Origin of the sequence: Verrucosispora sp. WMMC514 (genome assembly GCF_027497295.1) — a bacterium.
Lineage (GTDB): Bacteria > Actinomycetota > Actinomycetes > Mycobacteriales > Micromonosporaceae > Micromonospora > Micromonospora palythoicola.
Genome location: NZ_CP114906.1, coordinates 4,540,424 through 4,562,430 on the forward strand (window position 1 = coordinate 4,540,424; position 22,007 = coordinate 4,562,430).

The following is a 22,007-nucleotide window of genomic DNA, read 5'->3' on the forward strand; positions in this document are numbered from 1 at the left end:
TCGCCGTGCCCCTGCCCGAGGCTCCCCGACGGACGCCGACTCAAACCACCTCCGCCGCCTGCTCCTTCGCTGGGGCCGCAGTGTCGGACGGTGTCGATCCGGCCGGGTCGGGTCGGGCCGCCGGCACCGGGTCGGCCGGTACGGATGCTGGCCGGAGCCGGGTCAGCGTCCGGTCGATGCCGACGAGCAGCACGCCGAGCAGCCAGAACACCACGGCGAGGCAGGCCGAGACGATGCCCACCCCGGCGTAGCCGAGCTCGCCCGCGTCCAGGAAGGGGTACGGGTAGCGGTGCACCACCAGCCCGCGTACCAGGGCGAAACCCAGATAACCGAGCGGGAACACCAACCACCACAGCGCGTGCCGCAGGCGCAGCCGCCCGTGCCGGCCGAGCAGCGCCCAGTCGGCGACGGCGAGCAACGGCACCACGGTGTGCAGGAACTGGTTGCCGAACGCCTCACCGAGCGCCCGGTCCGGTTGCGGCATGGCGAACGGGCTGGCCGGATTGGCCAGCACCACGTGGTACACCACGGCGGTGATGGTGATGTAGAGGGTCACCGCGGCGGCGAGTACGTCCGGCGGATCGGGCCGGCCCCGCCGGGCCCGCCAGATCGCGTACCCGGCGACCAGGCCCACCGCGAGGTTGCTCTGGATGGTGAAGTACGGCAGCAGCCCGGTCACCGTGGCCGGACCGAGCGCGGTGAGCACCACACCGGCCAGCACACTTGTCACGATCGCCAGGCGGAGCAGCACCACCGCCGCGGATCGACGCCGCAGAGTCATCGCGGCACGTTACCAACGGGTCGGCCCGGCGGTCACCGCCCAGCGGTTGCCGACGGGCCCGTTCGGCGGTCCACTGAACTACATGGGTGTCATCAAGGTGGGCACGTCCTCGTGGGCGGACCGGACGCTCGTCCGTTCCGGCTGGTACCCGCGCGAGGCCAACACCCCGGCCGGTCGACTGCGCCACTACGCCGACCGGTTCGGGCTGGTCGAGGTGGACACGTCGTACTACGCGGTGCCCGCACCGGAGACCGCGCAGGGCTGGGTCGACGCCACCCCCGACGGGTTCACCTTCAACGTCAAGGCGTTCAGCCTCTTCACCGGCCATCCGACCCCGGTGGCCACCCTGCCCGCCGACCTCCGCCCGGCCAGCGGGCCGGCCCGGATCCGGCGACGTGACCTGCCGACGGCCGCGTACGACGAGTTGTGGAACCGGTTCCGGGCGGCGCTGGCGCCGATCGCGGCGGCCGACCGGCTCGGCGCGGTGCTGTTGCAGTTCCCGCCGTGGCTGGCCCGCGGCGAGGCGGCCCGCCGACGGATCGCGGAGCTGGCGTCGCGGTGCCGGCCGTGGCGGGTCGCCGTCGAGCTGCGACACGCCTCCTGGTTCGACGGGGCGGCGGCGCTGGAGACGCTGGCCTTCCTGCGCGAGCAGCGGCTGACCTTCTGCGGTGTGGACATGCCGCAGGGCCATCCGGACTCGGTCCCGCCGATCCCGGTCGCCACCGCCGACCTGGCGATGATCCGGTTCCACGGCCACAGCAGCGCCTGGACCAGCGGCGACAAGGAGGACCGGTTCCGGTACGCCTACGGCGACGAGGAACTGCGCCGCTGGTCCGAGCTGCTGATCGATCTCGCCGGGCAGGCCGACGAGTTGCACGTGCTGTTCAACAACTGCTGCGCGGGTCAGGCCCAACGCGACGCGGAGCGGCTGGTCGGTCTGCTCGACGGGGCCGACCGGCGGACCGTACCGTCCTGAGTGGACAGCACGGTGGCGCTCACCCGCGCCAGGTGCCCTCCGGGTGCATCCCGGTCGCCTCCTCCAGCGCGTTGTCCGGCAGGTCCCCATCGGCGGAGTCGTCCGGGAAGCTGCGCCGCGAGGGCGCCGGGTCCGGTGGTGCCCCGGGCCCGGCCGCCGGGGTACGGGTCGGCTCCACCGAGCCGAACCCGTGCCGCCCGGCAGGCCGGTCCGTCGGGTCACCGGCGGACGTGCCGGCCGCGCGTCGTTCACCGCGTCGCCCCTCGGGGACGGCGGTCTCCTCGCTGCCCTCGTCCATCGGGGAGTCCGCGCCGGCACCCCACGGCGGATCCCCGTCGAAGCCGTCGGTGGTCCCCCAGGGGGCGACACCCTCGGGTGCCCGGTCCTGCCTGTCCCGGTCCGTCATGGCCACCTCGCTGATCGGTGCGCGGCCGCCGGTCCCTGCGAAACCGACACCCGGCACATGGGTGCACTGGCGGTCGTGCCCGCCGCCGTCAGCGGCCGGACATCGCCATCTGCCGGATCGCCCTGGCCGCCGCCATCCCGCCGGCGCCCTTGCCCATCGTCTTCGACGCATGCCCCAGGCCACCCACGCGGCCGAGCATGCCGCGCAGCACCTGCCCGGGCTTCTGCTGCTCACCCATGTAGGCGGTGACCACGATCAGGGCGCCGGTCAGCGCCGGGATCGCCCATTGCAGCGCCTTCATCTGGCGCTGGCAGGAGGCCACGTTCGCCGGGGTCTGCCCGTTCGGCTCGGTCACCCCCTCGACCGACGCCTGGCCGGCCTTGGCCAGTCGCATGCCGAGCAACCGGCTGTACCCGGTCACCGCCAGGGCGCCGACGGTCAGCGCGGTCTTCACGGTGCTGGCCCGGCCGACCCCGGCCTGGGCGGCCATCCGCGGGCTCTCGGTCACCAGCTCGCCGACCGCGCCGGCCAGGTGAGCGCCGATGGCCGCCGCGTTGACCGGCGTCCACCGGTTCCAACCGGTCGACGCCACCGAGAGTCGTTGGGTCGAGTCACCGATCCGGGCCGCGGCACCGTTCACGCCGAAGGCACCCATCAGGCTGCCGCCGAACCAGGCCGCCAGGCCCAGGTCGTGCATGGAACGTAGTGCGGTGTGGCTGTCAGACATCTGGTCCCCTTCCACCGTGTCGGGCGCAGCGGCTTACCCGGCTTCGGCCGGGCTAATCGCCGTGACCTGGGGACACCCGCCGCCGCGACGATCCGGCGTTCAGCGGCGGACGAGTCGATCTCGGAGCCGATGCGCTCACTCACACCGTCTCGACCTCTCTTCCGGACCCCGGCGTACCCGCCGTCGATGACGAGCACCGGGGGTCCTGGCGCCCCACGGGTCCGGCTCCGGCGGCAAGACACCGTGATGCCCCGAGCGCATTGACCGATCCCACTAGGCTCGCCGCATGGCGCAACCGGCACCAGAGACGGGCTCCGACGGCAGGCTGGTGTGGGCCTCCGACGAGGTGATCGCCCGTATCCGGCAGGAGGTCACCCCGGAGCCGAGCCTGGCGAGCAGGGTCGCGCTGGCGGTGCTGGCCGCCTTCGTGCTCACCTGGCCACCGACCTTCGTCGTGTTCGCGCTGGCCACCCTCGTCGCGCCGGCGGTGACCGACGAGGCCGGTGTCGGCCGGGTCGCCCTCTGGGCCTTGCAGATCGCCGGCCTGACCGCGGTCGCGGCGGCGGCCGGCGCGGCGCTGCGACGATCCGCCGAGGCCGAGGCGGACCCGTCGCCCCGACGGATCGCGCTACGGATCGCAGGCCACGCGCTGGTCACCGTGGCCTGCGCCGGGCTGGTGCTGGCCCTGGCCGGGCTCTCCGTGGGCCGGTACGCAACGCTGACGGCCGCGCTGGTGGTGGTGCTGCACCTGCTGCCGATGGGCGTGGCCCGGCTGCTGTTCCGGCTGCGCCGACGCGCTTCGGCCAGCCCGTCGGTTTGACTGTCCGTCGGGCGTCCCGGCCGCCGCTGGGCGGTTCAGCGGGCGGGCAGGGTGGCGACGAAGTCGGCCACCCGCGCGGCCAGCGGCCCGCTGGCGCGTACCCAGGTGAAGTGGTCCAGGTTGGTGTCCGGCGCGCCGTAGCGTTCGCGGTCGACGGGAGCCGACGTCAGTTTGGCGCAGAGCCGGTCCAGGGTGGGATGTGGGGTGTACTGGTCGTCGTCGACGCTGATCGCCAGCACCGGGGTGCGGATCCGGCGTACCGCCGCCTCGGTGTCCACCCCGTCCACCTCGGGAAAGTCGCCGGTGCGGGCGGTGTGCGCCCAGTCCCGGATCACTCCGCGCGCCTGCCGGCCACCGAAGCCCCATCCGGGCCAGACCCCGAGCATCCGGGCCGTGGCGGCGATGCCCTGGGTCACCGGCAGCAACCCGTACCGCCGAGCGCCGGTGAAGTCACGCCAGTAGGGGATGCCGACCGCGATCAGGGCCAGCCCGTCCACCTCGTGCTCGCCGTGCAGGGCCAGGTGCAGCACGGCGGCCTGGCCGCCGAGGGAGTGCCCCAGCAGCAGGGTCCGGCGGCCGTCCAGCCGGGGCTTGAGCGCCGTGCGTACCGCCCCGATGTCGGCGGCCAGTTCGGCGTAGCCGTACCGGCAGGTCCGGCTCGGCCGGGGAGTGCTCTCGCCGGTGCCGCGCAGGTCCGCCACCACCACGGCGAGCCCGGCGGCGCGCAGCGCGGCGGCGAAGGGCCGGTAGTAGCGGGCCGGCACCCCCATCGCCGGCGCGATCAGCACCACCGGGGCGTCGACCACCCCGACGGGCTCCGGATAGATCTGGATGCCGAGCCGGGCACCGTCGACGTTGACGAACTCCTGCTGATACTCGATCACGTTCACGGCAACATGTTACCGGCGGGTAGGTAATGGCGGGGGGCTCGCCCCCGCCGGGACCGCACCGCAGCGACGGGTGCCCCGGAATCCGGCCGGATTCCGGGGCACCCACTGCCCGACCCGGGAGCGGTCAGGAAACGCCGATCGTGCCGTTCGCGGAGCGTACGCAGGCCACCGAGCGGGCCGCGGTGCTGGCCGCGCCGGAGAGGCACTGGCCCAGCACCTGGTGCCCGGCGGCGTTCGGGTGCCACGACTCCTGGCAGGTCTGGAAGTAGCTCACACAGGTGTTGGCGATCCGCTGGATGGCGATCTTGTCCTTGCCGGAGAGGCTGGTCACGAAGGTCCCGTTCGGCGGGTTGTCCATCAACCGGATCGGGGTGGCCAGGGTGCCGGTCGGGCTGTTCGTGTTCTCGCAGAGCCGGGCGCCGTCGAAGGCCCGCTGCACGTTGAGGTAGACCAGGTCGGCACCGGCGAACTCGGCGGCCAGGGTGTCCCGGGTGGACCGGACGATGGTCCCGAGGCCCTGCGAGAACCGGTGGCCGGGAGCGAGGCTGGCCCGGTGGATCGGGCAGCCGGCCGCGTACCGCTCGGCACCCAGCGCGCGGAACTTGTCCCGGGTGTCGTCCCGGTTGTCCTCGGAGTGGTAGGTGGGGGCCAGATCCAGCGGCAGCGGGTTGGTGTAGTCCTGCAGCACCACCCGGTGCTGACCGTCGGCGTCCACCTCGCGCAGGGTGGTCAGGATCTGGCGTACGGCCGCGGTGGTCTCCGCGGTCGCCGCGGTGATCTGAGCGGCGGTGGCCAGGTCGGCGTCGCTGCACGGCTTCTGCTCCACCGGACCGTTCAGGTACGCCCAGAACTCCCACCAGCCGGTCCAGGCGTCGGCGATGAACCGGTTGGCGCACTTCTCGGCGACCCCGCCGAAGGTGAACGAGCTGTTGTTCGAGCCGAGCCCGATCAGCACCAGGTCGATGTCATGGGTCTGGGCGACCGCGCGGAGCTGGTCGAGTTGGGCGGCGACCTGCCGGCCGTTCGTCCGCGCCGACGAGGCGGCGGCGATGTCGTGCGGCTGCCCGCCGGAGCAGGCCAGGTTGAACCGGTCCTGGATGCCGGGCAGCGTCGCCTTGTGCAGCGAGGCGTTGGCGGAGCGGTGGCAGAAGAAGGCGTTGCTGTTGGGCGCTGTCCAGCCCGGGAAGCTCCGCGCCACGCCGGTCACGTCGACCACCGGCTGGTAGGAGCCGGCGCCCTCGCCGCTGATGAAGCTGTCACCGAGGGCCACCGCCGCGGTGGGTGGTGCGGCCGAGGCGGTGGGGACCGCGACGGCGGTGGAGAGAGTCGCCGCGGTGACGGCCAGGGCCATCGCGGCGGCGGTACGACGCAACGCGGACATCGGCATCCCCATCCGTTCATAGAAATGTGAAAGATCCTCTGGTGCGGTGATGAGATCACGCGGGTGTGACGAACGTCAACAGTGGGAAACATCCGTGACAGGCGGGTCCAGCGGGGTCAGGGATGCCCTCGCGCGGCCGGTGCCGAGTGCGCCGCCGGGCATAAGGCCGGCAGCCGGGGCGTTGACCGCAGCAGGTCCGCCAGCAGCGGCCCTCGGCGTGCCGGGCGGGTGTCCGCACAGGTTGTCGGGGCGTGCGGCTACGCTCGCTGCGGCGTGCCCGCGCCGGGCCGACCGCCGACGGCGCGGGGGAGCACATCGCCGAGACCGGGGAGTACGACCAGTTGACCGCAGAGCCTGACACCCTGTATGGGGCCGACGACCTCACGCACCTCGAGGGGCTGGACGCCGTCCGCAAGCGGCCCGGCATGTACATCGGCTCCACCGACAGCCGTGGCGTGGGTCACCTCGTCAACGAGATCCTCGACAACTCGACCGACGAGGGCGTCGCCGGCCATGCCACAAGCGTCGAGGTCATCCTGCACGCCGACGGGTCGGTGCAGGTCGACGACGACGGCCGGGGCATCCCCACCGACGTGCACGCCCGCTCCGGCATCTCCGGCGTCGAACTGGTGCTCACCCGCCTGCACGCCGGCGGCAAGTTCGGTGGCTCCGGCTACAAGACCTCCGGCGGCCTGCACGGCGTGGGTGCCTCGGCGGTCAACGCGCTGTCCCGCCGCTTCGACGTCACCGTGCGTCGGGGCGGCAAGGTGCACGCCATGTCGTTCCGGCACGGGGTGCCCGGCGTCTTCGACGGCGACGGCCCCGACGCGCCGTTCACCCCCGGCCCCGGGCTCCAGGTCGTCGGCGCCATGAAGCGCGGCCGCCGCACCGGCACCTCGATCCGCTACTGGCACGACCCCCGCTACTTCGAGACCGGCGCCACCCTCGACCACGACGCGGTGCGGGCCAAGCTGCGCCACACCGCGTTCCTGGTCCCCGGCGTCGGCTACACGCTGCACGACCGCACCACGGAAGAATCCACCGAGGAGCGTTTCCACTACCCCAACGGCCTCACCGACATGGTGGAGTTCCTCGCACCGGCCGGCGACCGGCCCGTCTCCGGCACCCTCCTGGTCACCGGCGAGGGGACGTACCGGGAGAACGCCGCCGACGCCAACGGCGTCATGCAGTCGAACGTGCAGCGCCGGGCCGAGGTCGAGATCGCCTTCCGCTGGGGCACCGGCTACGAGCGCACGGTCGAGTGCTTCACCAACACCATCCGCAACGCCCACGGCGGCACCCACCGCAAGGGCTTCGAGCGGGCGTTGGCGCGTACCCTCGCCGACGCCGTACGCACCACCCGGGGCCTGCTCAAGGCCAAGGAGGACGCGCCCACGCTGGACGACGTCCTGGAGGGGATGACGGCGGTGGTGCACGTACGGGTGCCCGAGCCGCAGTTCACCTCGCAGACCAAGGACGAACTCTCCACCGCCGGCATCACGAAGGTCGTGCAGGCTCTGGTGGAGCAGCACGTCAAGTCCTGGCTGGACGACCGCAAGACCCGCACCGAGGCGCGTACCGTCCTGCAGAAGATCGTCGACGCGTCCCGGGTGCGCCTCACCCAGAAGCAGCAGAAGGACGCGGCCCGCCGCAAGACCGCCCTCGAAGGCGCGGCCATGCCCGCCAAACTCGTCGACTGCCGCGCCACCGGGGTGGACCGCAGCGAGCTGTTCATTGTCGAAGGGGACAGCGCCCTCGGGTGCTTTACGGGCGACACCATGGTCGCGCTGGCCTCCGGCATGAGCCGCTCGTTCGCCGATCTGGCGAATGACTGGCAGCAGGGTGTAACCCACTTCGGCTACACCACGAACAAGGCCGGCCGAGTGGTGATAGCACCTCTGGTCGAGCCGCGTGTGACCAAGCGGGGTGCACCTTTGGTGCGGGTCACCCTCGACAACGGCGAGTCGGTCAGATGCACACCCGATCACCGGTTCCGGCTCCGTGACGGCTCTTACCGCCGTGCCGACGCCCTGATGCCTGGCGACTCCCTCATGCCGCTCTACCGCAGCCTGTCCAACAAGGCGGCCGGACAGAAGCTGCAAGGGTACGAGCGGGTCTGGATGAACGACAAAGATGAGTGGGTCTACACCCACTACCTCGCCGACGCGTGGAACCTTAGAAACGGCAGGGACAGCGCCGCCAACGGCAGGGTCCGGCACCACATCGACATCGACAAGCGCAACAACGACCCGCGCAACATCAAGCGGATGACCTGGGCCGATCATTCGGCGCTGCACGCCGCGATGATGGGCGAGCACGTCCAGGCCGGGTGGCGTGAGTGGTTCGAGAACGGCGGCCGGGAGTTCAAGTCGGCGATGCTCACCGCTCAGTGGCGCGACCCCGCCTTCCGAGAGGCGTGCCTGGCTCGGCTTTTCGCACTCAACGAGTCACCCGCGTTCCGAGCCAAGGTCGAGCAGGGGTTCCAGGACTGGTACGCCGCGCTGAGCGAAGACGAACGGTTCGCTTACGCCGACCGCATGAGGGAACGGCAGGCAGGCTACTGGTCGGATCCGGAGCACCGAGCGGCCGCTGCGGAGCGGGCTCGGCTGTACTTCACCGACCCCGCGCGGCGCGCGGAGTGGCGGGAGCGTTCCGTTCGGCAATGGCAGGACTCCGAGCTGCGTGCGTGGCGTTCCCGAAAGACCGTCGAGCAGTTCTCCGATCCCGCCGAACGGGATCGGCAACGCAACGCGGTCGTGGCCTGGCATGAGAACAACCGGGAGTTCGGCGAGCGCCACTCTCGCCGGATGAAGCAGCGGATGGCCGATCCAAAGAATGGCCACCTTGCCAAGGTGCAGGCCGGACGGCTGCGCTACGTGGCCGACGTGCCGCGTGCGGACCGGGTGAGCCGTCAGCAGGAAGGGAGGCGGCTGGCCGCGCTGCGCCGACTCGCGCCGATGCTTGCGCTGCACGATGGTGAACTCGCGGCGTCCTACGAGGCTGAGCGCTTGAAGTCCGCCCGTACCGGGCTTCGCTTCGACCGGCTCCTCACGCTTTACGACGGGGATTACACCCGGCTTCGTGAGGCTGCTGCTCTGGTCAACCACCGTGTGGTGTCCGTCGAAGTGCTCGACGAGACGGCGGACGTCTATGACCTGACAGTCGATGGCTACCACAACTTCGCACTGGAAGCGGGCGTGTTCGTGCACAACAGCGCCCGGGTCGCCCGTACCTCCGAGTACCAGGCACTTCTGCCGATTCGGGGCAAGATCCTCAACGTGCAGAAGGCCAGCCTTCAGCAGGTGCTCGACAACGCCGAGTGCGCGGCGATCGTGCAGGTGCTCGGCGCCGGCTCGGGGCGCACCTTCGACCTGTCGGCGCTGCGCTACGGACGGGTGCTCATCATGGCCGACGCCGATGTCGACGGCGCACACATCCGGACGCTGCTGATCACCCTCTTCGCCCGGTACATGCGACCGTTGATCGAGGCCGGCCGGCTCTACGCCGCCATGCCACCGTTGCACAAGATCACGACAAAGGGGCGCAACCCGGAGACCGTCTACACCTACACCCAGGCGGAGATGGAGTCGACGATGCGCCGGTTCGAGAAGGCCGGCAAGCAGATCGTCACCCCGGTGCCCCGGTTCAAGGGTCTCGGTGAGATGGACGCCGACGAGTTGTGGGAGACGACCATGAACCCGGCCACCCGCGCGGTACGCCGGATCACCCTGGACGACGTGGACGCCGCCGAGCGGATCCTCGAACTGCTGATGGGGGAGAAGGTCGAACCGCGCCGCAACTGGCTGATCGACTCCGCCGATCGGGTCGACCGTGACGCCATCGACGCCTGACCATCGGGTCTCTCGGAAGGAAAGCTGAGCCATGGCACGCCGCAAGGAGACGAAGGTCGACCATTCCGCGTTCGACCGGGCCGGCGCGCGGATCATCGACAACCCGCTGACCACCGAGGTGTCCGACTCCTACCTGGAGTACGCCTTCTCGGTCATCCACTCCCGGGCCCTGCCCGACGCCCGCGACGGCCTCAAGCCGGTACACCGACGCATCCTCTGGTCGATGTACGAGCAGGGCCACCGCCCGGACCGGGCGCATGTGAAGTCCGCCCGGATCGTCGGGGACGCGATGGGCAAGTACCATCCGCACGGCGACGGCGCGATCTACGACGCGATGGTCCGGCTGGCGCAGGACTTCTCGCTGAACGCGCCACTCATCGACGGGCATGGAAATTTTGGCAGCCCGGACGACGGCCCGGCCGCGGCGAGATACACCGAGGCGCGGATGTCGCGGGAGGCGATGCTGCTCGTCGGTGAGCTGGGCGAGGACACCGTCGACGTCGAGCCCAACTACGACGGCTCGCTGACCCAGCCCACGGTGCTGCCGGCGGCCTTCCCGAACCTGCTGGTCAACGGTGCCGCCGGGATCGCGGTCGGGATGGCGACGAACATGATCCCGCACAACCTGGGCGAGGTCGTCGCGGCGGCCCGGTGGCTGATCCGGCACCCGAACGCCACCCTCGACAAGCTGATGGAGTTCGTGCCCGGTCCCGACCTGCCCACTGGCGGCATGCTGCTCGGCCTGGACGAGGTGCGCCGGGCGTACGAGACCGGCCGGGGCGTGGTGCGGATGCGCGGCAAGGTGGAGATCGGGCCGCTGGAGGGCAGCCGGGGGCGGCAGGCCATCACGGTTGTCGAGTTGCCGTACGGCATCGGCGCGGAGAAGGTCATCGCGGCCATCACCAACGAGGTGACCAAGACCAAGCGGCTGACCGGGATCGCCGACGTCAAGGACCTCACCGACCGGGAGAGCGGCACCCGGCTGGTCATCGAGTGCAAGGTCGGCGTGAACCCACAGGCACTGCTCGCCGACCTCTACCGGTTGACCCCGCTGGAGCAGTCCTTCGGCGTCAACAACCTGGTGCTCGTCGACGGGCAGCCGCGCACCCTGGGGCTCAAGGAGCTGCTGGAGGTGTTCCTGGCCCACCGCTACGAGGTGGTGACCCGGCGCAGCGCGTACCGCAAGCGCAAGCGGGAGGAGCGGCTGCACCTGGTCGACGGTCTGCTGATCGCCCTGCTTGACATCGACAAGGTGGTGAAGCTGATCCGGGGCAGCGAGGACGCCCAGGCGGCCCGCAGCGGCCTGATGCGCCAGTTCAAGCTCTCCGAGATCCAGGCGAACTACATCCTGGACACTCCGTTGCGCCGGCTGACCAAGTACGACCGGCTGGAGCTGGAGGCCGAGCAGCAGAAGCTGCGGGCCGAGATCGCCGAGCTGTCGACCATCCTCGACGACGAGAACGTGCTCAAGAAGGTCGTCTCGGACGAGTTGGCCGCCGTGGTCAAGCAGTTCGCCGCGCCCCGGCGGACGACGCTCGTCGACGGCGACCTCAAGGAGGTGCTGGCCGCGTCCGCGCCGGCCGGGCCGCTGGAGGTGGCCGACGACCCGTGCCAGGTGATCCTGTCGGCGACCGGGTTGGTGGCCCGTACCGCGGCCGAGTCGGAGGAGGCCGCCGAGGGGCGCCGCCGGCACGGCCGGGTCAAGCACGACGCGGTACGCGCCGTGGTGCACTCCACCGCCCGGGGGCGGGTGCTGCTGGTGACCAGTGCCGGCCGGGCGTTCAAGGTGGACGTGCTGCCGCTGCCGGTGTTGCCGGAGCAGGCTGGCACGGTGTCGTTGCGCGGCGGGATGTCCGCCGCCGAGCTGGTGCCGTTGGAGCCGGGGGAGACCGTGGTCGGCCTGGCGCCGCTCGGCGCTGCCGCCGAGGGCTCACCGGGTCTGGCGCTCGGTACCCGGCAGGGTGTGGTGAAGGTCTGTGCCCCGGACTGGCCGGTGCGATCCGACGAGTTCGAGGTGATCGGGTTGCGCGACGGCGACGAGGTGGTCGGGGCGACCTGGCTGGTCGACGGTGCCGAGACGCTCGCCTTCCTGACCAGCGGGGCCTCGCTGCTGCGGTTCGCCGCCGGGACGATCCGGCCGCAGGGGCTCAAGGGCGGCGGGATGGCCGGGATAGCCCTGCCGTCCGGAGCGCGGGTGGTGTTCTTCGGTGCGGTCCGCACCGACGATCCGGAGCACGGTGAGCCGATGGTGGTCACCTCGACCGGTGCGACGGTCAAGGTGACGCCGCTGTCGGCGTACCCGGCGAAGGGGCGGGCGACCGGCGGGGTGCGGGCCCATCGGTTCCTCAAGGGTGAGACCGACGTGGTGGTCGGTTGGGTCGGTCCGCGGCCGGTCGGCTCGACGGTCAACGGTGAGGCGGTGGAGCTGCCGGCGGCCGACCCGCGCCGCGACGGTTCCGGCTTCGCCGTCATGCTCGGCCCAGCCGTGGTGGGGCACCAGATCGACCGCGAGTAGCTGCCTGTTCCGCACCCGGCGTGCCGGACGCGACCGTCCGGCACGCCGCAATCCATCGACATCCGTCATTGACGTATGACGTATTATGACGATACGTTGGGCTTGCTCGCTGGCGGCCCGACGCGTCGACACCACCATCCACACCGTCGGTGCCTGCGACAACGCGCGTCCCCTCCCGACCGCGCGTGGTCCTAGTCGAAGGAGTGGATCAATGAATGGTGAGGTTCGTCCCGCCTCTCCTCCAAGGCGTCGACGACGGTCGGTCGTGGCGGCGGTCGGTGCGGCCGTCCTGGTGGCCGGCAGCCTCGTCGCGGTCAACGCGGCGCCCGCGGCGGCGGCGACCGTGGACCCCAACGCCTGGTACGTGTTGGTGAACCGCAACAGTGGCAAGGCGTTGGACGTGTACGGTCTGGCGACCAACGACGGTGCGCGGATCAGCCAGTGGACCCGTAACGACGGCGCGAACCAGCAGTGGCAGTTCGTGGATTCCGGCGGCGGCTACTACCGGTTGAAGTCGCGGCACTCGGGCAAGGTGTTGGACGTGTCGAACGCGTCGACCGCCGATGGTGCCGCGGTCGTGCAGTGGTCGGATCACAACGGCACCAACCAGCAGTTCCGGTTGGCCGACTCGGACGGTGGTCATGTCCGGTTGATCAGCCGGCACAGCAACAAGGTCGTCGAGGTGCAGGGCGCCTCCACCGCGGACGGCGCGAACATCGTGCAGTACGCCGACTGGAACGGCGCCAACCAGCAGTGGCAACTGGCCCGGGTCGACGGCGGGGGCGGCCCCACGTCGCCACCACCCACCGGTGATCCGGGCGCGGGATGCGGCCGGACGCCGACGCTGGGCAACGGTACGCACACCATCCAGAGTGGCGGCCAGAGTCGCACCTTCATCCTGCGGCTCCCCGCGAACTACAACAGCAACACCCGATACCGGTTGATGTTCGCGTTCCACTGGTGGGGCGGCACCGCCGGCGATGTCGCCTACGGTGGAGCCGACGGGGCGACCTGGGCCTACTACGGCCAGCAGGAGCAGTCGAACAACAGCGCGATCCTGGTCGCGCCGCAGGGCATCGGCAACGGCTGGGCCAACTCCGGCGGCGAGGACGTCACCTTCGTCGACGACATGATCCGTCGGATCGAGAGCGACCTGTGCGTCAACACGGCGCAGCGCTTCGCCCTCGGGTTCAGCTACGGCGGGGCGATGAGCTACGCCCTCGCCTGTGCCCGCGCCGGCGTCTTCCGGGCCGTCGCGGTCTACGGCGCTCCCCGGGAGCTGAGCGGATGCAGCGGTGGCACCGAGCCGATCGCGTACTTCGGCATCCACGGCATCTCCGACAACATCACCAGCGGGCGGTCGTTGCGGGACAGGTTCGTCCGTAACAACGGCTGCACCCCGCAGAACCCGCCGGAGCCGGCGGCGGGCAGCCGGACGCACATCACCACCGGCTACTCGGGATGCCGGGCCGGCTATCCCGTGCAGTGGGCCGCGTTCGACGGCGGTCACACCCCCGGCCCGGTCGACGGCGGCGGCGACAGCGGCGCCAGGACCTGGACCAAGGGCGAGGTGTGGCGCTTCTTCGCGCAGTTCTAGGGCACGCGGTCTGAGCGGAACGCGCCAATCAGGTCGCTGAGGGTGAGCCCGTTTCCCGGCGGGAGCGGGCTCGCCCATGCTCAGGACGGTGGAGCGGCTGCGGGGTCGCTCAGGCGACGCCGGCCGGGCGGAACTGGACGCTGACCCGGGGGCCGACCGGGCGGGCGGTCTTCGGTATCGCGTGTTCCCAGGTGCGCTGGCAGGAGCCACCCATCACCACCAGGTCACCGTGACCGAGCGGAAGACGCAGGCTGGTGCCGCCGCCGCGGGGGCGCAGCAGCAGTTGGCGGGGCGAGCCGAAGGAGACGATGGCGACCAGGGTGTCGGTGTGGGCGGAGCGGCCCTGGGTGTCGCCGTGCCAGGCGACGCTGTCCCGGCCGTCGCGGTAGAGACACATGCCGGCGGTGACGAAGGGCTCGCCGAGTTCGTCGGCGTAGTGGCGGGTCAGTGCCGCGCGGGCGGCGGTGAGCACCGGGTGCGGTAGTGGCCGGCCGGCACCGTACCAACTGAGCAGCCGGGGGACGTCGACCTCGGTGTCGTACATGGTGCGTCGCTCGGCCCGCCACGGCACCTCGCGTAGCAGCACGTCGAGCACCTGGTCGGAGCCGCGCACCCAGCCGGGCAGGTGATCGAGCCAGCCGCCCCGGCTCAACGGGTGCCGGCGCGGCTGCCCGGCCAGCGGACCGAGGGCGGGCGCCGCGTCGGTGACCTCCAGCATCGAAGGCTGGTACGCGGTCTGCGACATGCCCCCACCCTAGCAGCGAGTTAGCACACCTGTCCTAGCGCCATGCCGGTCCGCGCGGGTCGAGTGGGCGTGTCGGTGGAACTCCCTTGCACACCCCGGCGGAACTGTTCTATAACTGTCGCCATGAGTTATAGAACAATAGGAGGTTGTCGTGGAGGCTCTGGACCTGCGTGACCCGACCGGCGCGCCCGTGGCCGGTCGGTTCGGGCGCCACGGTGGCCGGTTCGTGCCCGAGCCGCTGATCCCCGCCTGCGAGGAGGTCGAGGCCGCCTTCGCCGAGGCGTGGGCGGATCCGGGCTTCCGGGGTGACCTGGCGTGGCTGCTGTCGAGGTACGCGGGCCGACCGACCCCGCTGACCCCGGCTCTGCGACTGTCCGCCGAACTCGGCGTGACGGTGCTGCTCAAGCGTGAGGACCTGGCGCACACCGGCTCTCACAAGATCAACAATGTGCTGGGTCAGGCGTTGCTGGCGCGCCGGATGGGCAAGCGGCGACTGATCGCCGAGACCGGCGCGGGCATGCACGGCGTCGCCACCGCCACCGCCGGTGCCCTGCTGGGCCTGCCGGTGACGGTCTTCATGGGCGAGCGCGACGTCGAGCGGCAGGCGCACAACGTGTTCCGGATGCGGCTGCTCGGCGCACAGGTCGTGCCGGTGCGCTCGGGCAGCCGGACCCTCAAGGACGCGACAAGCGAGGCGATGCGCCACTGGGTGAGCGTCACCGAGGACGCCTACTACTGCGTGGGCTCGGTGATCGGGCCGCACCCGTACCCGTGGCTGGTGCGCGAGCTGCAGGCGGTCATCGGCCAGGAGGCGCGACACCAGTGCGCCGAGCAGTTGTCGGCCGGCACACCTGATCAGGTCGTCGCCTGCGTCGGTGGTGGCTCCAACGCCGCCGGTACCTTCGCCGGCTTCGTGGAGACGCCGGCCCGCCTGGTGGGGGTCGAGGCGGCGGGCGGCGCCGGCGCGGCGCTGGGTGAGGTCGGCGTCCTGCACGGATTCCAGTCGCTGTTCCTCCAGGACGAGCAGGGCCAGATCCGTGAGGCGCGGTCCGTCGCGGCGGGCCTGGACTACCCCGGAGTCGGTCCGGAGCACGCCCACCTGCGCGATCTCGGCCGGGCCGAGTACGTCACCGCCACCGACGAGGAGGCACTGGCGGCGGCGGTCCGGTTGGCCCGCGCCGAGGGCATCGTCCCGGCGATCGAGTCCGCCCACGCGCTCGCCTGGGTCGTCCGGGCCGCCGGCACCACCGAGCTACCCACCGGCAGCAGCGTGCTCGTGACGCTCTCCGGCCGCGGCGACAAGGACATCGCGACCCTGACCACGTACCTGGGCGACGAGGTGACGCGGTGAACACGCTCGAGACCCGGCTGCGGCGCGACCGTGGACGCAAGCTGCTCATGCCGTACCTAACCGGGGGAGTCACCCCGGACTGGACCGACCACCTGCGCGCGATCGCCGACGCCGGGGCCGACGCGATCGAGGTCGGCATCCCCTTCTCCGACCCCACCCTCGACGGCGTCACCATCCAGGAGGCGTCCGACGTCGCGCTGGCCCGGGGCGCCACCACCGATGGCGTCCTCGCCGACCTGTCGAGAAACCGGATCGGGGTGCCGATCGTGGTCAGCACGTACGCGAATCTCGCCCTGCGCCGTGGCGCGGGCCGGTTCTGCCGGTCCCTGGCCGAGGCGGGCGTCCACGGCCTGATCGTGCCCGACCTGCCGCTGGAGGAGGCCGGGGCGACGAGCGGGGCCGCCCGGGCCGCGAACGTCGACCTCGCGCTGCTGGCGTCACCGGCCACGCCCACGCACCGGCTGCGGGAGATCGCCGAGCGTAGCCGTGGTTTCGTCTACGCGGTCTCCCTGATGGGGATCACCGGCGAACGGGAGCACCTCGCCGCCTCGGCCGCCGCACTCGCGCGGCGCCTGCGGGGCGTCACGGACCGGCCCGTATTCTTGGGATTCGGCATCTCGACACCGGCGCAGGCGGCCGCCGCGGCGCGGGACGCCGACGGTGTGATCGTCGGCGCGGCGCTGATGCGACGCCTGCTCGACGGTGCGGGCCCGGCGTCGACCGCCGGATTCGTCCGGTCACTGCGCGCGGCGCTGGACGGCGTGCCGGCACGGACAACGGCGGACGCCGGAGGTTAGGGGGCGGGCGGCGGCATGGCTACCGGGCAGGACGCACCCACGGCGCGGTACCGCACCATCGCCGCCGACCTGGCCGCCAAGATCCGCGCTGGGGACTACCGGCCCGGCGAGGCGCTGCCCTCCCAACGCGACCTCAGCGCCGCCTACGGTGTCACGCTGATGACGTTGCGGCAGGCGTTGCGGCAGCTCAGCGACGAGGGTCTGATCGAGCAGCAACCCGGCCGGGGCACCTTCGTCACCCCGCCACACCTGGCGTACCGGCTGGGCTCGCTGCGCAGCTTCGCCGACGACCTGCGGGATCAGGGCCACGAGGTGCGCACCACCGTCGTCGGCCGGGCGGTGCGCCGGCTGCCGGCGCGGATCGCCGGGGCGCTGCGGGCCGGCGTCACCGATTCCGGGCTGCGGCTGGAGCGGGTGCGCGCGTTCGCCGGCCGTCGCGCCGTGCACCAGGTCTCGTGGGTACGCGCGTCACACGCGGCCGGTCTGCGCGAGGTGGACTTCACCACGACGTCGCTGTACGAGGCGCTCGCCGCCGGTGGGGTCTCGGTCGCCCGGGCGACCGAGACGATCCGGCCCGGCGTCCTCGACATGGCGCTGGCGGCACACCTCGACGACGCACCGGGTGCTGCCGTGCTGATCAGCGACCGGACCACCTACACGCTCGACGGCACCGCGATCGTGGTCGACCGGGCGACGATCCTCGGCAGCATGATGCAGATCAACACCGACCGCGCCGCGCGGGGCCTGTCACTGCGCTGGGGGGCCAGCCGCGACGTGCCGTAGCGCGTCCAGCACCGCGTCCACCACCCGTTCCCGCCCGCGCCCGTCCACCGTGGCCCAGGCCCGGGCGGACAGCTCCGCCCGGCGGGCCCCGTCGTCGAGCAGCCCCGCCAGGGTGTCCGTGGCGGCGCGGACCGCCGCCGGGTCACCGGCCAGCGCGGGCAGCTCACCGAGACCGGCGGCCAGCCCGGCGGCGACCACCCGGTGGTACGACTCGCGCTGGTTGTCCACCACGCAGACCAGCGCCGACGGCGCCCCGAGGCAGCACAGTTCCCAGGTGGAGGTACCGGCCGCGCTGACCACCAGGTCCGCCGCGGCGATCAGGGCCGGCAGCGTGCCGGTGGGCGGCACCGGCAGCAGCGACTGCCCGGGGCCGGGCGTCAGCCCAGCTATCCGCTCGCCCAGTTCGGGTCGGCCGACGACGACGGTGAGTTCCATCGGCCGGCCGGTCGACAGCAGCACCTCGGTCAGCACCGGTGCCGCGCCGACCGCGTCGGTGCCGCCGAAGAAGGCCAGCACCGAGGGGGGATCGACCGTCACCGCCGGGCGCGGGGCCGCCGGCCGGGCGGCCAGGACGCCCGCACGCAGCAGGGCGTACCCGCTGCCGGCGAGCAGCCGGCCCGCCGGCACCGCCAGGTCGGTGGCGAAGTTCTGGTCGACGTAGAGGTCGGCGTCCTGTCCCCGGGTGTCCCCGTCGACGATGGCCAGGGTCAGCACCCCGGCGGCCCGCAGCGCCCCCGCACCGGCGGGATCCAGCTCGTAGGAGTCGAGGACCAGCACGTCGAGGTCGTGGCGGCGGGCGGCGGCGACCAACTCGTCCGGGGTGTCCGCGCCGGGGTGCGACGCGATGCCCCGGGCGGTGAGCTGGTCGGCCGCCCACCCGACGCCGTCGACGGTGCCGAAGACCTCGACGGTGGCGCCCCGGGCCTGGAACTCCTCGCCGAGCGCGAGACAGCGAACCAGGTGCCCGACACCGCGTAGCGGCCCGGCGTCGCAACGCAGCCCGACACGTAACCTGCTCAGCGCTCCTCCAACCGCTTCTGCCGGACGTCGGCGTTGAGCGCCCGCAGCGTCGGCTGCCCGTCCAGCCAGTCGGCGAGCTTGGCCAACGGCACGCTGACGTCACCGAAGTGGTCGGCCACCGCGCGGACCAGCTCCCAGTCGCGCTCGGTGTCGAGGGTGAGGCGCAGCTGCGAGCGGTCCGGGGTGAGGGTCACGCCGAGCACCCGGAACACCTCCGGATGCGCGTACGCGTACGAGGTCACGTGCACCCGGTGGTGGTCGGTGGCGAGCCGGTCGACGGTACGCAGCGCGTCCGCCCGGATGATCTCGACGTCCAGACCGCGGGGGAGGGTACGGGCGATCGACGTGCTGGCGTAGTCCAGCCCCGGCACGGCCCGGTACACCGAGGCGACCAGGCTGACGATCTCCGGGTCCAGCAGCGGACAGTCGGCGGTGAAGCGCATGACCGCGTCGGCGGGACGGGCGTCCAGGGCGCCGACGAAGCGGGTCAGCACGTCGTCGACGGGGCCCCGGTGCCAGGCGACGCCGAGCCGGTCACACTCGGCGACGACCGCGTCGTCACTGACGTCGCTGCTGGTCGCCACCACCAGGTCGGCCAGTACGCCGCTGTCCTGGGCGGCCCGGACCACCCGGCCGAGCACGCTGCGCCCGGCCAGCGGACGCAGCACCTTGCCGGGCAGCCGGGACGAACCCATCCGCGCCTGCACGATGCCGACGATACGGTCCGTCATTCCGGTCCTTCCTGCTTCACGGCGATGGCGGTGCGGGCCCGGCGTTTGGCGGCGCGGGCACCGCGCTTGGCCATCCGGGCCGGGGTCAGGGCCAGCCGCCCGACCTTGTAGCTGAGCGAACCGCTCAGCAGGTTCAGCTTCGCTTCGGCCCGGCGCAGCGCACGTTCGCGCGAGGTGAGCAGGTTCTCGGTCCACTTGAGCAGCGCGCTCAGCCGGGCGTTCTCCTCCCGCTGGCGCAGCCACGCCTCGCGCAGCTGCTGGTAGCTGCGCGGGCCCGGCGGCGGGTCGGTCGGGCTGACCTCGGCCGTCGCGGCCTTCTCCGTCGCGGCCTCGACGACGGCCCGGTCGAAGTCGCGTCCGGCGACCCCACCCAGCAGCACGGTCAGCCCCGTCACGTCGAGCGTGGAGGTCCACGGGTGGGCGTACCCGCCGGTGAGCAGGTCGGCGGCGAAGCGCCACAGCGTCCGGGCCAGCACCACGTCGACCGGCAACGGGGCGTCGGCCCGCCAGCCCCGGTCGAGCACTCCCCAGCGGTCACCGTCGACGACCAGGTCGTCCGCCCCGGCCAGGGCCACCGCCCCGGCGAGCCGTCCCTGCTCGGCCTGGCCGTCGAGCCAGTCAGCGTAACCACGGAGCAGCCGGCGCAGCAGTGCCGTGTCGCGCCGCAGGCATCCGTCGAGCAGCAGGCTGCGCAGCAGACGCCCGTCCGGCACCGGTCCGTCGGGGGCGGCCGGGTCGCGGTGGGCGGCCGCACGGCCGGCGTCCGGCGCGTCGGCCGACGCGGTGGGCACGGCGACGCCGGTCCGGTGCCAGTGCCAGCCCGGTGGCCCGTCCCGCACCTCGACCACCGTGCCGCCCGCCGTCGCGTCGGCGACGAACGCCACCGGCAGCCGGTCGGGTCCGCCCCCGGGCGGCGGGTCCTCCGGCCGGCCGAGGCGCGGCAGCGGGTCACCGGCGTCGTCGTCGGCACCGCCCGGATCGGTGGCCGGCCGGCGGGCGAGCACCAGCCAGGACGGGGCCAGGTCGGCGGCGCGACCGGCGTGCAGGGCGTCCACGGCCAGCCGGGCCGGGTCGGCGAGGACGAAGCGGCCGGTGTACCCGTCGGTGCAGGCGGCGTGCAGCACCGCGTCGAACAGCCCGCTCGTGGTGCGCCGGGCCAGCTCGTCGACAGCCAGCAGCGCGGTGGTCAGGTCGGGCCGCGGATACCCGGCGTAGCAGGTGCCGGCACGCATCCCGGCGGCGGTCAGTCGCTCGCGTACCTGCGCCAGGTTGGCGGGACGGGCGGCGTCGAGCACACCACCGACGGTCCACTCGGCGTCGCCCCGGCCGGCGTACCAGCTCTCGGCGGCGACCAGCCGGTGCACGCCGAGCGGGTTGTCCAGCCGTAGCAGCAGGTCACCGCCGGGTCGGACGGCCGCCACCAGGCGGGCCAGCAGCGCGTCCCAGCCGAGCGGGTCACCCTCGACCGACTCGATCGCCTCCAGCCCGGCACCGGCGATCACCACGTCGTACTCCTCGCCGGCGGGCAGGCCCCGCGGGCCGGTCACCAGGACCCGGTCCACCCGACCGGCGACCGCTGTCGCGTCCGGGTAGCCGCGCAGCAGGCAGGTGAGCCGGGTGCGGGCCAGCGCGTCGAGCAGCGCCGGACCGTGCGGTCCGGCCAGCAGCACCCGGGCACCGGCCGGCACCAGGCGGGCGACCAACGCGGCGAGGGGGCCGTCGTCGGCTGGATCCGTCCGGTCGGACCAGGCGAGCATCTCGCCGCCGGGCAGCGTCACCGCTGACGCCGTCTCGGTTGTCACGTCGTCTCCTCCTGCGGGTACGCCCACCCCAGCAGCTCCCGTAACGCGGTGGGCGGGTGGCGGTGGTCGGTGCCCAGTTCGGCGTGGGCGATCTCGACGGCGGTCGGCAGGTGCACCTGCTCGCCGTGCAGTTGCGGCCACTGCCGGCGGATCCGGGCGGTGCCGCCGAAGGTGGGGTCCTCGTCGGCCAGCACCATCGGGTCGCCGTACACCGCCGGCTCACAACCGGCCGCGATGCCGTAGAAGATGGCGCTGGTCAGCCGGTTGGAGGCGACCCGGCGGTGGCGGCGCAGCTCGGCGAGCTGGCGGTCCAGGAACTGCGGGTCGGTGTCCTTCCACCAGTGTCCCCGGTAGCCGTGGCAGATCACCCGGAAGCCGGCGTTCTCGTAGAGCCGGCGTACCCGCCGCATCCGGTGCTCGTGCCAGTACAGGCAGACGGTCACCGGGCCGGGTTCGGTGTCCCGGATGCGGGCGATGAGTTCCTTGTGGTCGCCCTTGACGTGCTGGCCCTCCCAGCCGTGGAACGGGTACCAGATGGTGCCCTCCCGGTGCGGCGGTGATTCCTCCTCCGGCCGCATGGCCAGCAGGTAGACGAACGGGGCCCCGATCACCGTGACGTTGCGCCGTCCGACCGACCAGGCCCGCCGCCGGGTCTGCTCCGACCAGAGCAGGCTCGGCGTGCGCTCGGCGTACGGGTGACCGGGGGCGAGGCCGTCGCCGATGTTCCAGCCGTGCTGGACGTACCCGTTGATCCGGGGTGGATGGCCGTCACCCAGCCCGGCGTAGCGGGCCAGCACGTGGGCGTGACCGTAGAAGTGGTTGGCGTGGTGCATC

Annotated in this window: 18 protein-coding genes and 3 pseudogenes; 11 read left to right on the top strand and 10 right to left on the bottom strand. The window is 72.4% G+C overall.

The genetic code is table 11. The features are described 5' to 3' along the window. Nucleotides 1–40: 40 nt before the first annotated feature. Complete coding sequence (locus O7597_RS21170; protein ID WP_269739014.1) at nt 41–781, bottom strand: Pr6Pr family membrane protein; 741 nt, start codon at nt 779–781, stop codon at nt 41–43. 82 nt (nt 782–863) lie between these two features. Between O7597_RS21170 and O7597_RS21175 the strand changes: the two genes are divergently transcribed. Next, the gene (locus tag O7597_RS21175) at nt 864–1,757 is read left to right on the top strand and encodes a DUF72 domain-containing protein (protein WP_269739013.1); all 894 of its coding nucleotides are present in this window, start codon (nt 864–866) and stop codon (nt 1,755–1,757) included. Between the two features lie 19 nt (nt 1,758–1,776). Here O7597_RS21175 and O7597_RS21180 read toward each other — a convergent pair whose 3' ends face one another. Both O7597_RS21180 and O7597_RS21185 read right to left on the bottom strand, forming a co-directional pair. Continuing rightward, complete coding sequence (locus tag O7597_RS21180; protein WP_281580499.1) at nt 1,777–2,163, bottom strand: hypothetical protein; 387 nt, start codon at nt 2,161–2,163, stop codon at nt 1,777–1,779. Between the two features lie 88 nt (nt 2,164–2,251). Beyond that, nucleotides 2,252–2,890, bottom strand: a complete 639-nt coding sequence (locus O7597_RS21185; RefSeq protein ID WP_269739011.1) for a hypothetical protein — start codon at nt 2,888–2,890, stop codon at nt 2,252–2,254. Between the two features lie 286 nt (nt 2,891–3,176). On the opposite strand from O7597_RS21185, the gene O7597_RS21190 reads away from it, so the two are divergent. Then, nucleotides 3,177–3,710 (top strand): hypothetical protein, encoded by a 534-nt coding sequence (locus O7597_RS21190; protein ID WP_281580500.1) that lies wholly within the window; start codon nt 3,177–3,179, stop codon nt 3,708–3,710. Nucleotides 3,711–3,745: 35 nt separating this feature from the next. Here the strand turns inward: O7597_RS21190 and O7597_RS21195 are convergent, their stop codons facing one another. After that, the gene (locus O7597_RS21195) at nt 3,746–4,600 is read right to left on the bottom strand and encodes an alpha/beta fold hydrolase (protein WP_269739009.1); all 855 of its coding nucleotides are present in this window, start codon (nt 4,598–4,600) and stop codon (nt 3,746–3,748) included. Between the two features lie 124 nt (nt 4,601–4,724). Then, nucleotides 4,725–5,981: a hypothetical protein gene (locus tag O7597_RS21200; RefSeq protein ID WP_281580501.1), complete on the bottom strand. Its 1,257-nt coding sequence runs from the start codon at nt 5,979–5,981 to the stop codon at nt 4,725–4,727. A gap of 217 nt (nt 5,982–6,198) precedes the next feature. Here O7597_RS21200 and O7597_RS31820 point away from each other — a divergent pair. The 5 genes and pseudogenes from O7597_RS31820 to O7597_RS21215 form a co-directional block, all read left to right on the top strand. Continuing rightward, nucleotides 6,199–7,741, top strand: a pseudogene (locus tag O7597_RS31820) (ATP-binding protein); the annotation flags it as partial. Then, nucleotides 7,715–9,187, top strand: a pseudogene (locus tag O7597_RS31825) (DNA topoisomerase); the annotation flags it as partial. The pseudogenes O7597_RS31820 and O7597_RS31825, both read left to right, overlap by 27 nt. Before the next feature lie 6 nt (nt 9,188–9,193). Further along, nucleotides 9,194–9,832, top strand: a pseudogene (locus tag O7597_RS31830) (toprim domain-containing protein); the annotation flags it as partial. Between the two features lie 31 nt (nt 9,833–9,863). Continuing rightward, nucleotides 9,864–12,347 carry a DNA topoisomerase IV subunit A gene (locus tag O7597_RS21210; protein ID WP_269739007.1) on the top strand — a complete coding sequence of 828 codons (2,484 nt, stop codon included), beginning with the start codon at nt 9,864–9,866 and terminating at the stop codon, nt 12,345–12,347. A gap of 211 nt (nt 12,348–12,558) precedes the next feature. After that, the gene (locus tag O7597_RS21215) at nt 12,559–13,944 is read left to right on the top strand and encodes an RICIN domain-containing protein (RefSeq protein ID WP_281580502.1); all 1,386 of its coding nucleotides are present in this window, start codon (nt 12,559–12,561) and stop codon (nt 13,942–13,944) included. 109 nt (nt 13,945–14,053) lie between these two features. Here O7597_RS21215 and O7597_RS21220 read toward each other — a convergent pair whose 3' ends face one another. Then, on the bottom strand, nt 14,054–14,689 hold the full coding sequence (locus O7597_RS21220; protein WP_281580503.1) for an alpha-ketoglutarate-dependent dioxygenase AlkB: 636 nt from the start codon (nt 14,687–14,689) through the stop codon (nt 14,054–14,056). Between the two features lie 151 nt (nt 14,690–14,840). Here O7597_RS21220 and trpB point away from each other — a divergent pair, with 151 nt between their 5' ends. The 3 genes from trpB to O7597_RS21235 are packed head-to-tail and all read left to right on the top strand — an operon-like array spanning nt 14,841 to nt 17,620. Further along, nucleotides 14,841–16,040, top strand: coding sequence for a tryptophan synthase subunit beta (trpB, locus tag O7597_RS21225; protein WP_269739004.1), 1,200 nt, complete (start codon nt 14,841–14,843; stop codon nt 16,038–16,040). Continuing rightward, nucleotides 16,037–16,837, top strand: a complete 801-nt coding sequence (gene trpA, locus O7597_RS21230) for a tryptophan synthase subunit alpha (protein WP_281580504.1) — start codon at nt 16,037–16,039, stop codon at nt 16,835–16,837. The genes trpB and trpA overlap by 4 nt, the downstream gene beginning before the upstream one ends. A 15-nt stretch (nt 16,838–16,852) precedes the next feature. Further along, a complete protein-coding gene (locus O7597_RS21235; protein WP_281580505.1) occupies nt 16,853–17,620 on the top strand; it encodes a GntR family transcriptional regulator in 768 nt (255 codons plus the stop codon). On the opposite strand, the gene O7597_RS21240 is transcribed toward O7597_RS21235, so the two are convergent. Beyond that, complete coding sequence (locus tag O7597_RS21240) at nt 17,585–18,430, bottom strand: spore coat protein (protein ID WP_281580506.1); 846 nt, start codon at nt 18,428–18,430, stop codon at nt 17,585–17,587. The two genes, O7597_RS21235 and O7597_RS21240, sit on opposite strands and share 36 nt — an antisense overlap. A gap of 24 nt (nt 18,431–18,454) precedes the next feature. Between O7597_RS21240 and O7597_RS21245 the strand changes: the two genes are divergently transcribed. Further along, on the top strand, nt 18,455–18,598 hold the full coding sequence (locus O7597_RS21245; protein ID WP_269739000.1) for a hypothetical protein: 144 nt from the start codon (nt 18,455–18,457) through the stop codon (nt 18,596–18,598). A gap of 38 nt (nt 18,599–18,636) precedes the next feature. Here the strand turns inward: O7597_RS21245 and O7597_RS21250 are convergent, their stop codons facing one another. From O7597_RS21250 to O7597_RS21260, 3 genes are read right to left on the bottom strand one after another with little or no spacing between them, the layout of a single operon-like run. After that, on the bottom strand, nt 18,637–19,371 hold the full coding sequence (locus tag O7597_RS21250; RefSeq protein WP_269738999.1) for a glycosyltransferase family protein: 735 nt from the start codon (nt 19,369–19,371) through the stop codon (nt 18,637–18,639). After that, nucleotides 19,368–21,173 carry a class I SAM-dependent methyltransferase gene (locus O7597_RS21255; RefSeq protein ID WP_281580507.1) on the bottom strand — a complete coding sequence of 602 codons (1,806 nt, stop codon included), beginning with the start codon at nt 21,171–21,173 and terminating at the stop codon, nt 19,368–19,370. The genes O7597_RS21250 and O7597_RS21255 overlap by 4 nt, the downstream gene beginning before the upstream one ends. Next, nucleotides 21,170–22,006 carry a hypothetical protein gene (locus O7597_RS21260; protein ID WP_281580508.1) on the bottom strand — a complete coding sequence of 279 codons (837 nt, stop codon included), beginning with the start codon at nt 22,004–22,006 and terminating at the stop codon, nt 21,170–21,172. Before O7597_RS21260 ends, O7597_RS21255 begins: the two co-directional genes overlap by 4 nt. Nucleotide 22,007: the final 1 nt, after the last annotated feature.

What these genes read in the sequence shown, in the direction of transcription:
- O7597_RS21170 (WP_269739014.1), bottom strand. Translation starts at nt 781, where the DNA reads ATGACTCTGCGGCGTCGATCCGCGGCGGTGGTGCTGCTCCGCCTGGCG.
- O7597_RS21180 (WP_281580499.1), bottom strand. Translation starts at nt 2,163, where the DNA reads ATGACGGACCGGGACAGGCAGGACCGGGCACCCGAGGGTGTCGCCCCC.
- O7597_RS21210 (WP_269739007.1), top strand. Translation starts at nt 9,864, where the DNA reads ATGGCACGCCGCAAGGAGACGAAGGTCGACCATTCCGCGTTCGACCGG.
- O7597_RS21260 (WP_281580508.1), bottom strand. Translation starts at nt 22,006, where the DNA reads ATGCACCACGCCAACCACTTCTACGGTCACGCCCACGTGCTGGCCCGC.
- O7597_RS21220 (WP_281580503.1), bottom strand. Translation starts at nt 14,689, where the DNA reads ATGTCGCAGACCGCGTACCAGCCTTCGATGCTGGAGGTCACCGACGCG.
- O7597_RS21175 (WP_269739013.1), top strand. Translation starts at nt 864, where the DNA reads ATGGGTGTCATCAAGGTGGGCACGTCCTCGTGGGCGGACCGGACGCTC.
- O7597_RS21185 (WP_269739011.1), bottom strand. Translation starts at nt 2,890, where the DNA reads ATGTCTGACAGCCACACCGCACTACGTTCCATGCACGACCTGGGCCTG.
- O7597_RS21235 (WP_281580505.1), top strand. Translation starts at nt 16,853, where the DNA reads ATGGCTACCGGGCAGGACGCACCCACGGCGCGGTACCGCACCATCGCC.
- O7597_RS21250 (WP_269738999.1), bottom strand. Translation starts at nt 19,371, where the DNA reads ATGACGGACCGTATCGTCGGCATCGTGCAGGCGCGGATGGGTTCGTCC.
- O7597_RS21190 (WP_281580500.1), top strand. Translation starts at nt 3,177, where the DNA reads ATGGCGCAACCGGCACCAGAGACGGGCTCCGACGGCAGGCTGGTGTGG.
- O7597_RS21215 (WP_281580502.1), top strand. Translation starts at nt 12,559, where the DNA reads ATGAATGGTGAGGTTCGTCCCGCCTCTCCTCCAAGGCGTCGACGACGG.
- O7597_RS21200 (WP_281580501.1), bottom strand. Translation starts at nt 5,981, where the DNA reads ATGTCCGCGTTGCGTCGTACCGCCGCCGCGATGGCCCTGGCCGTCACC.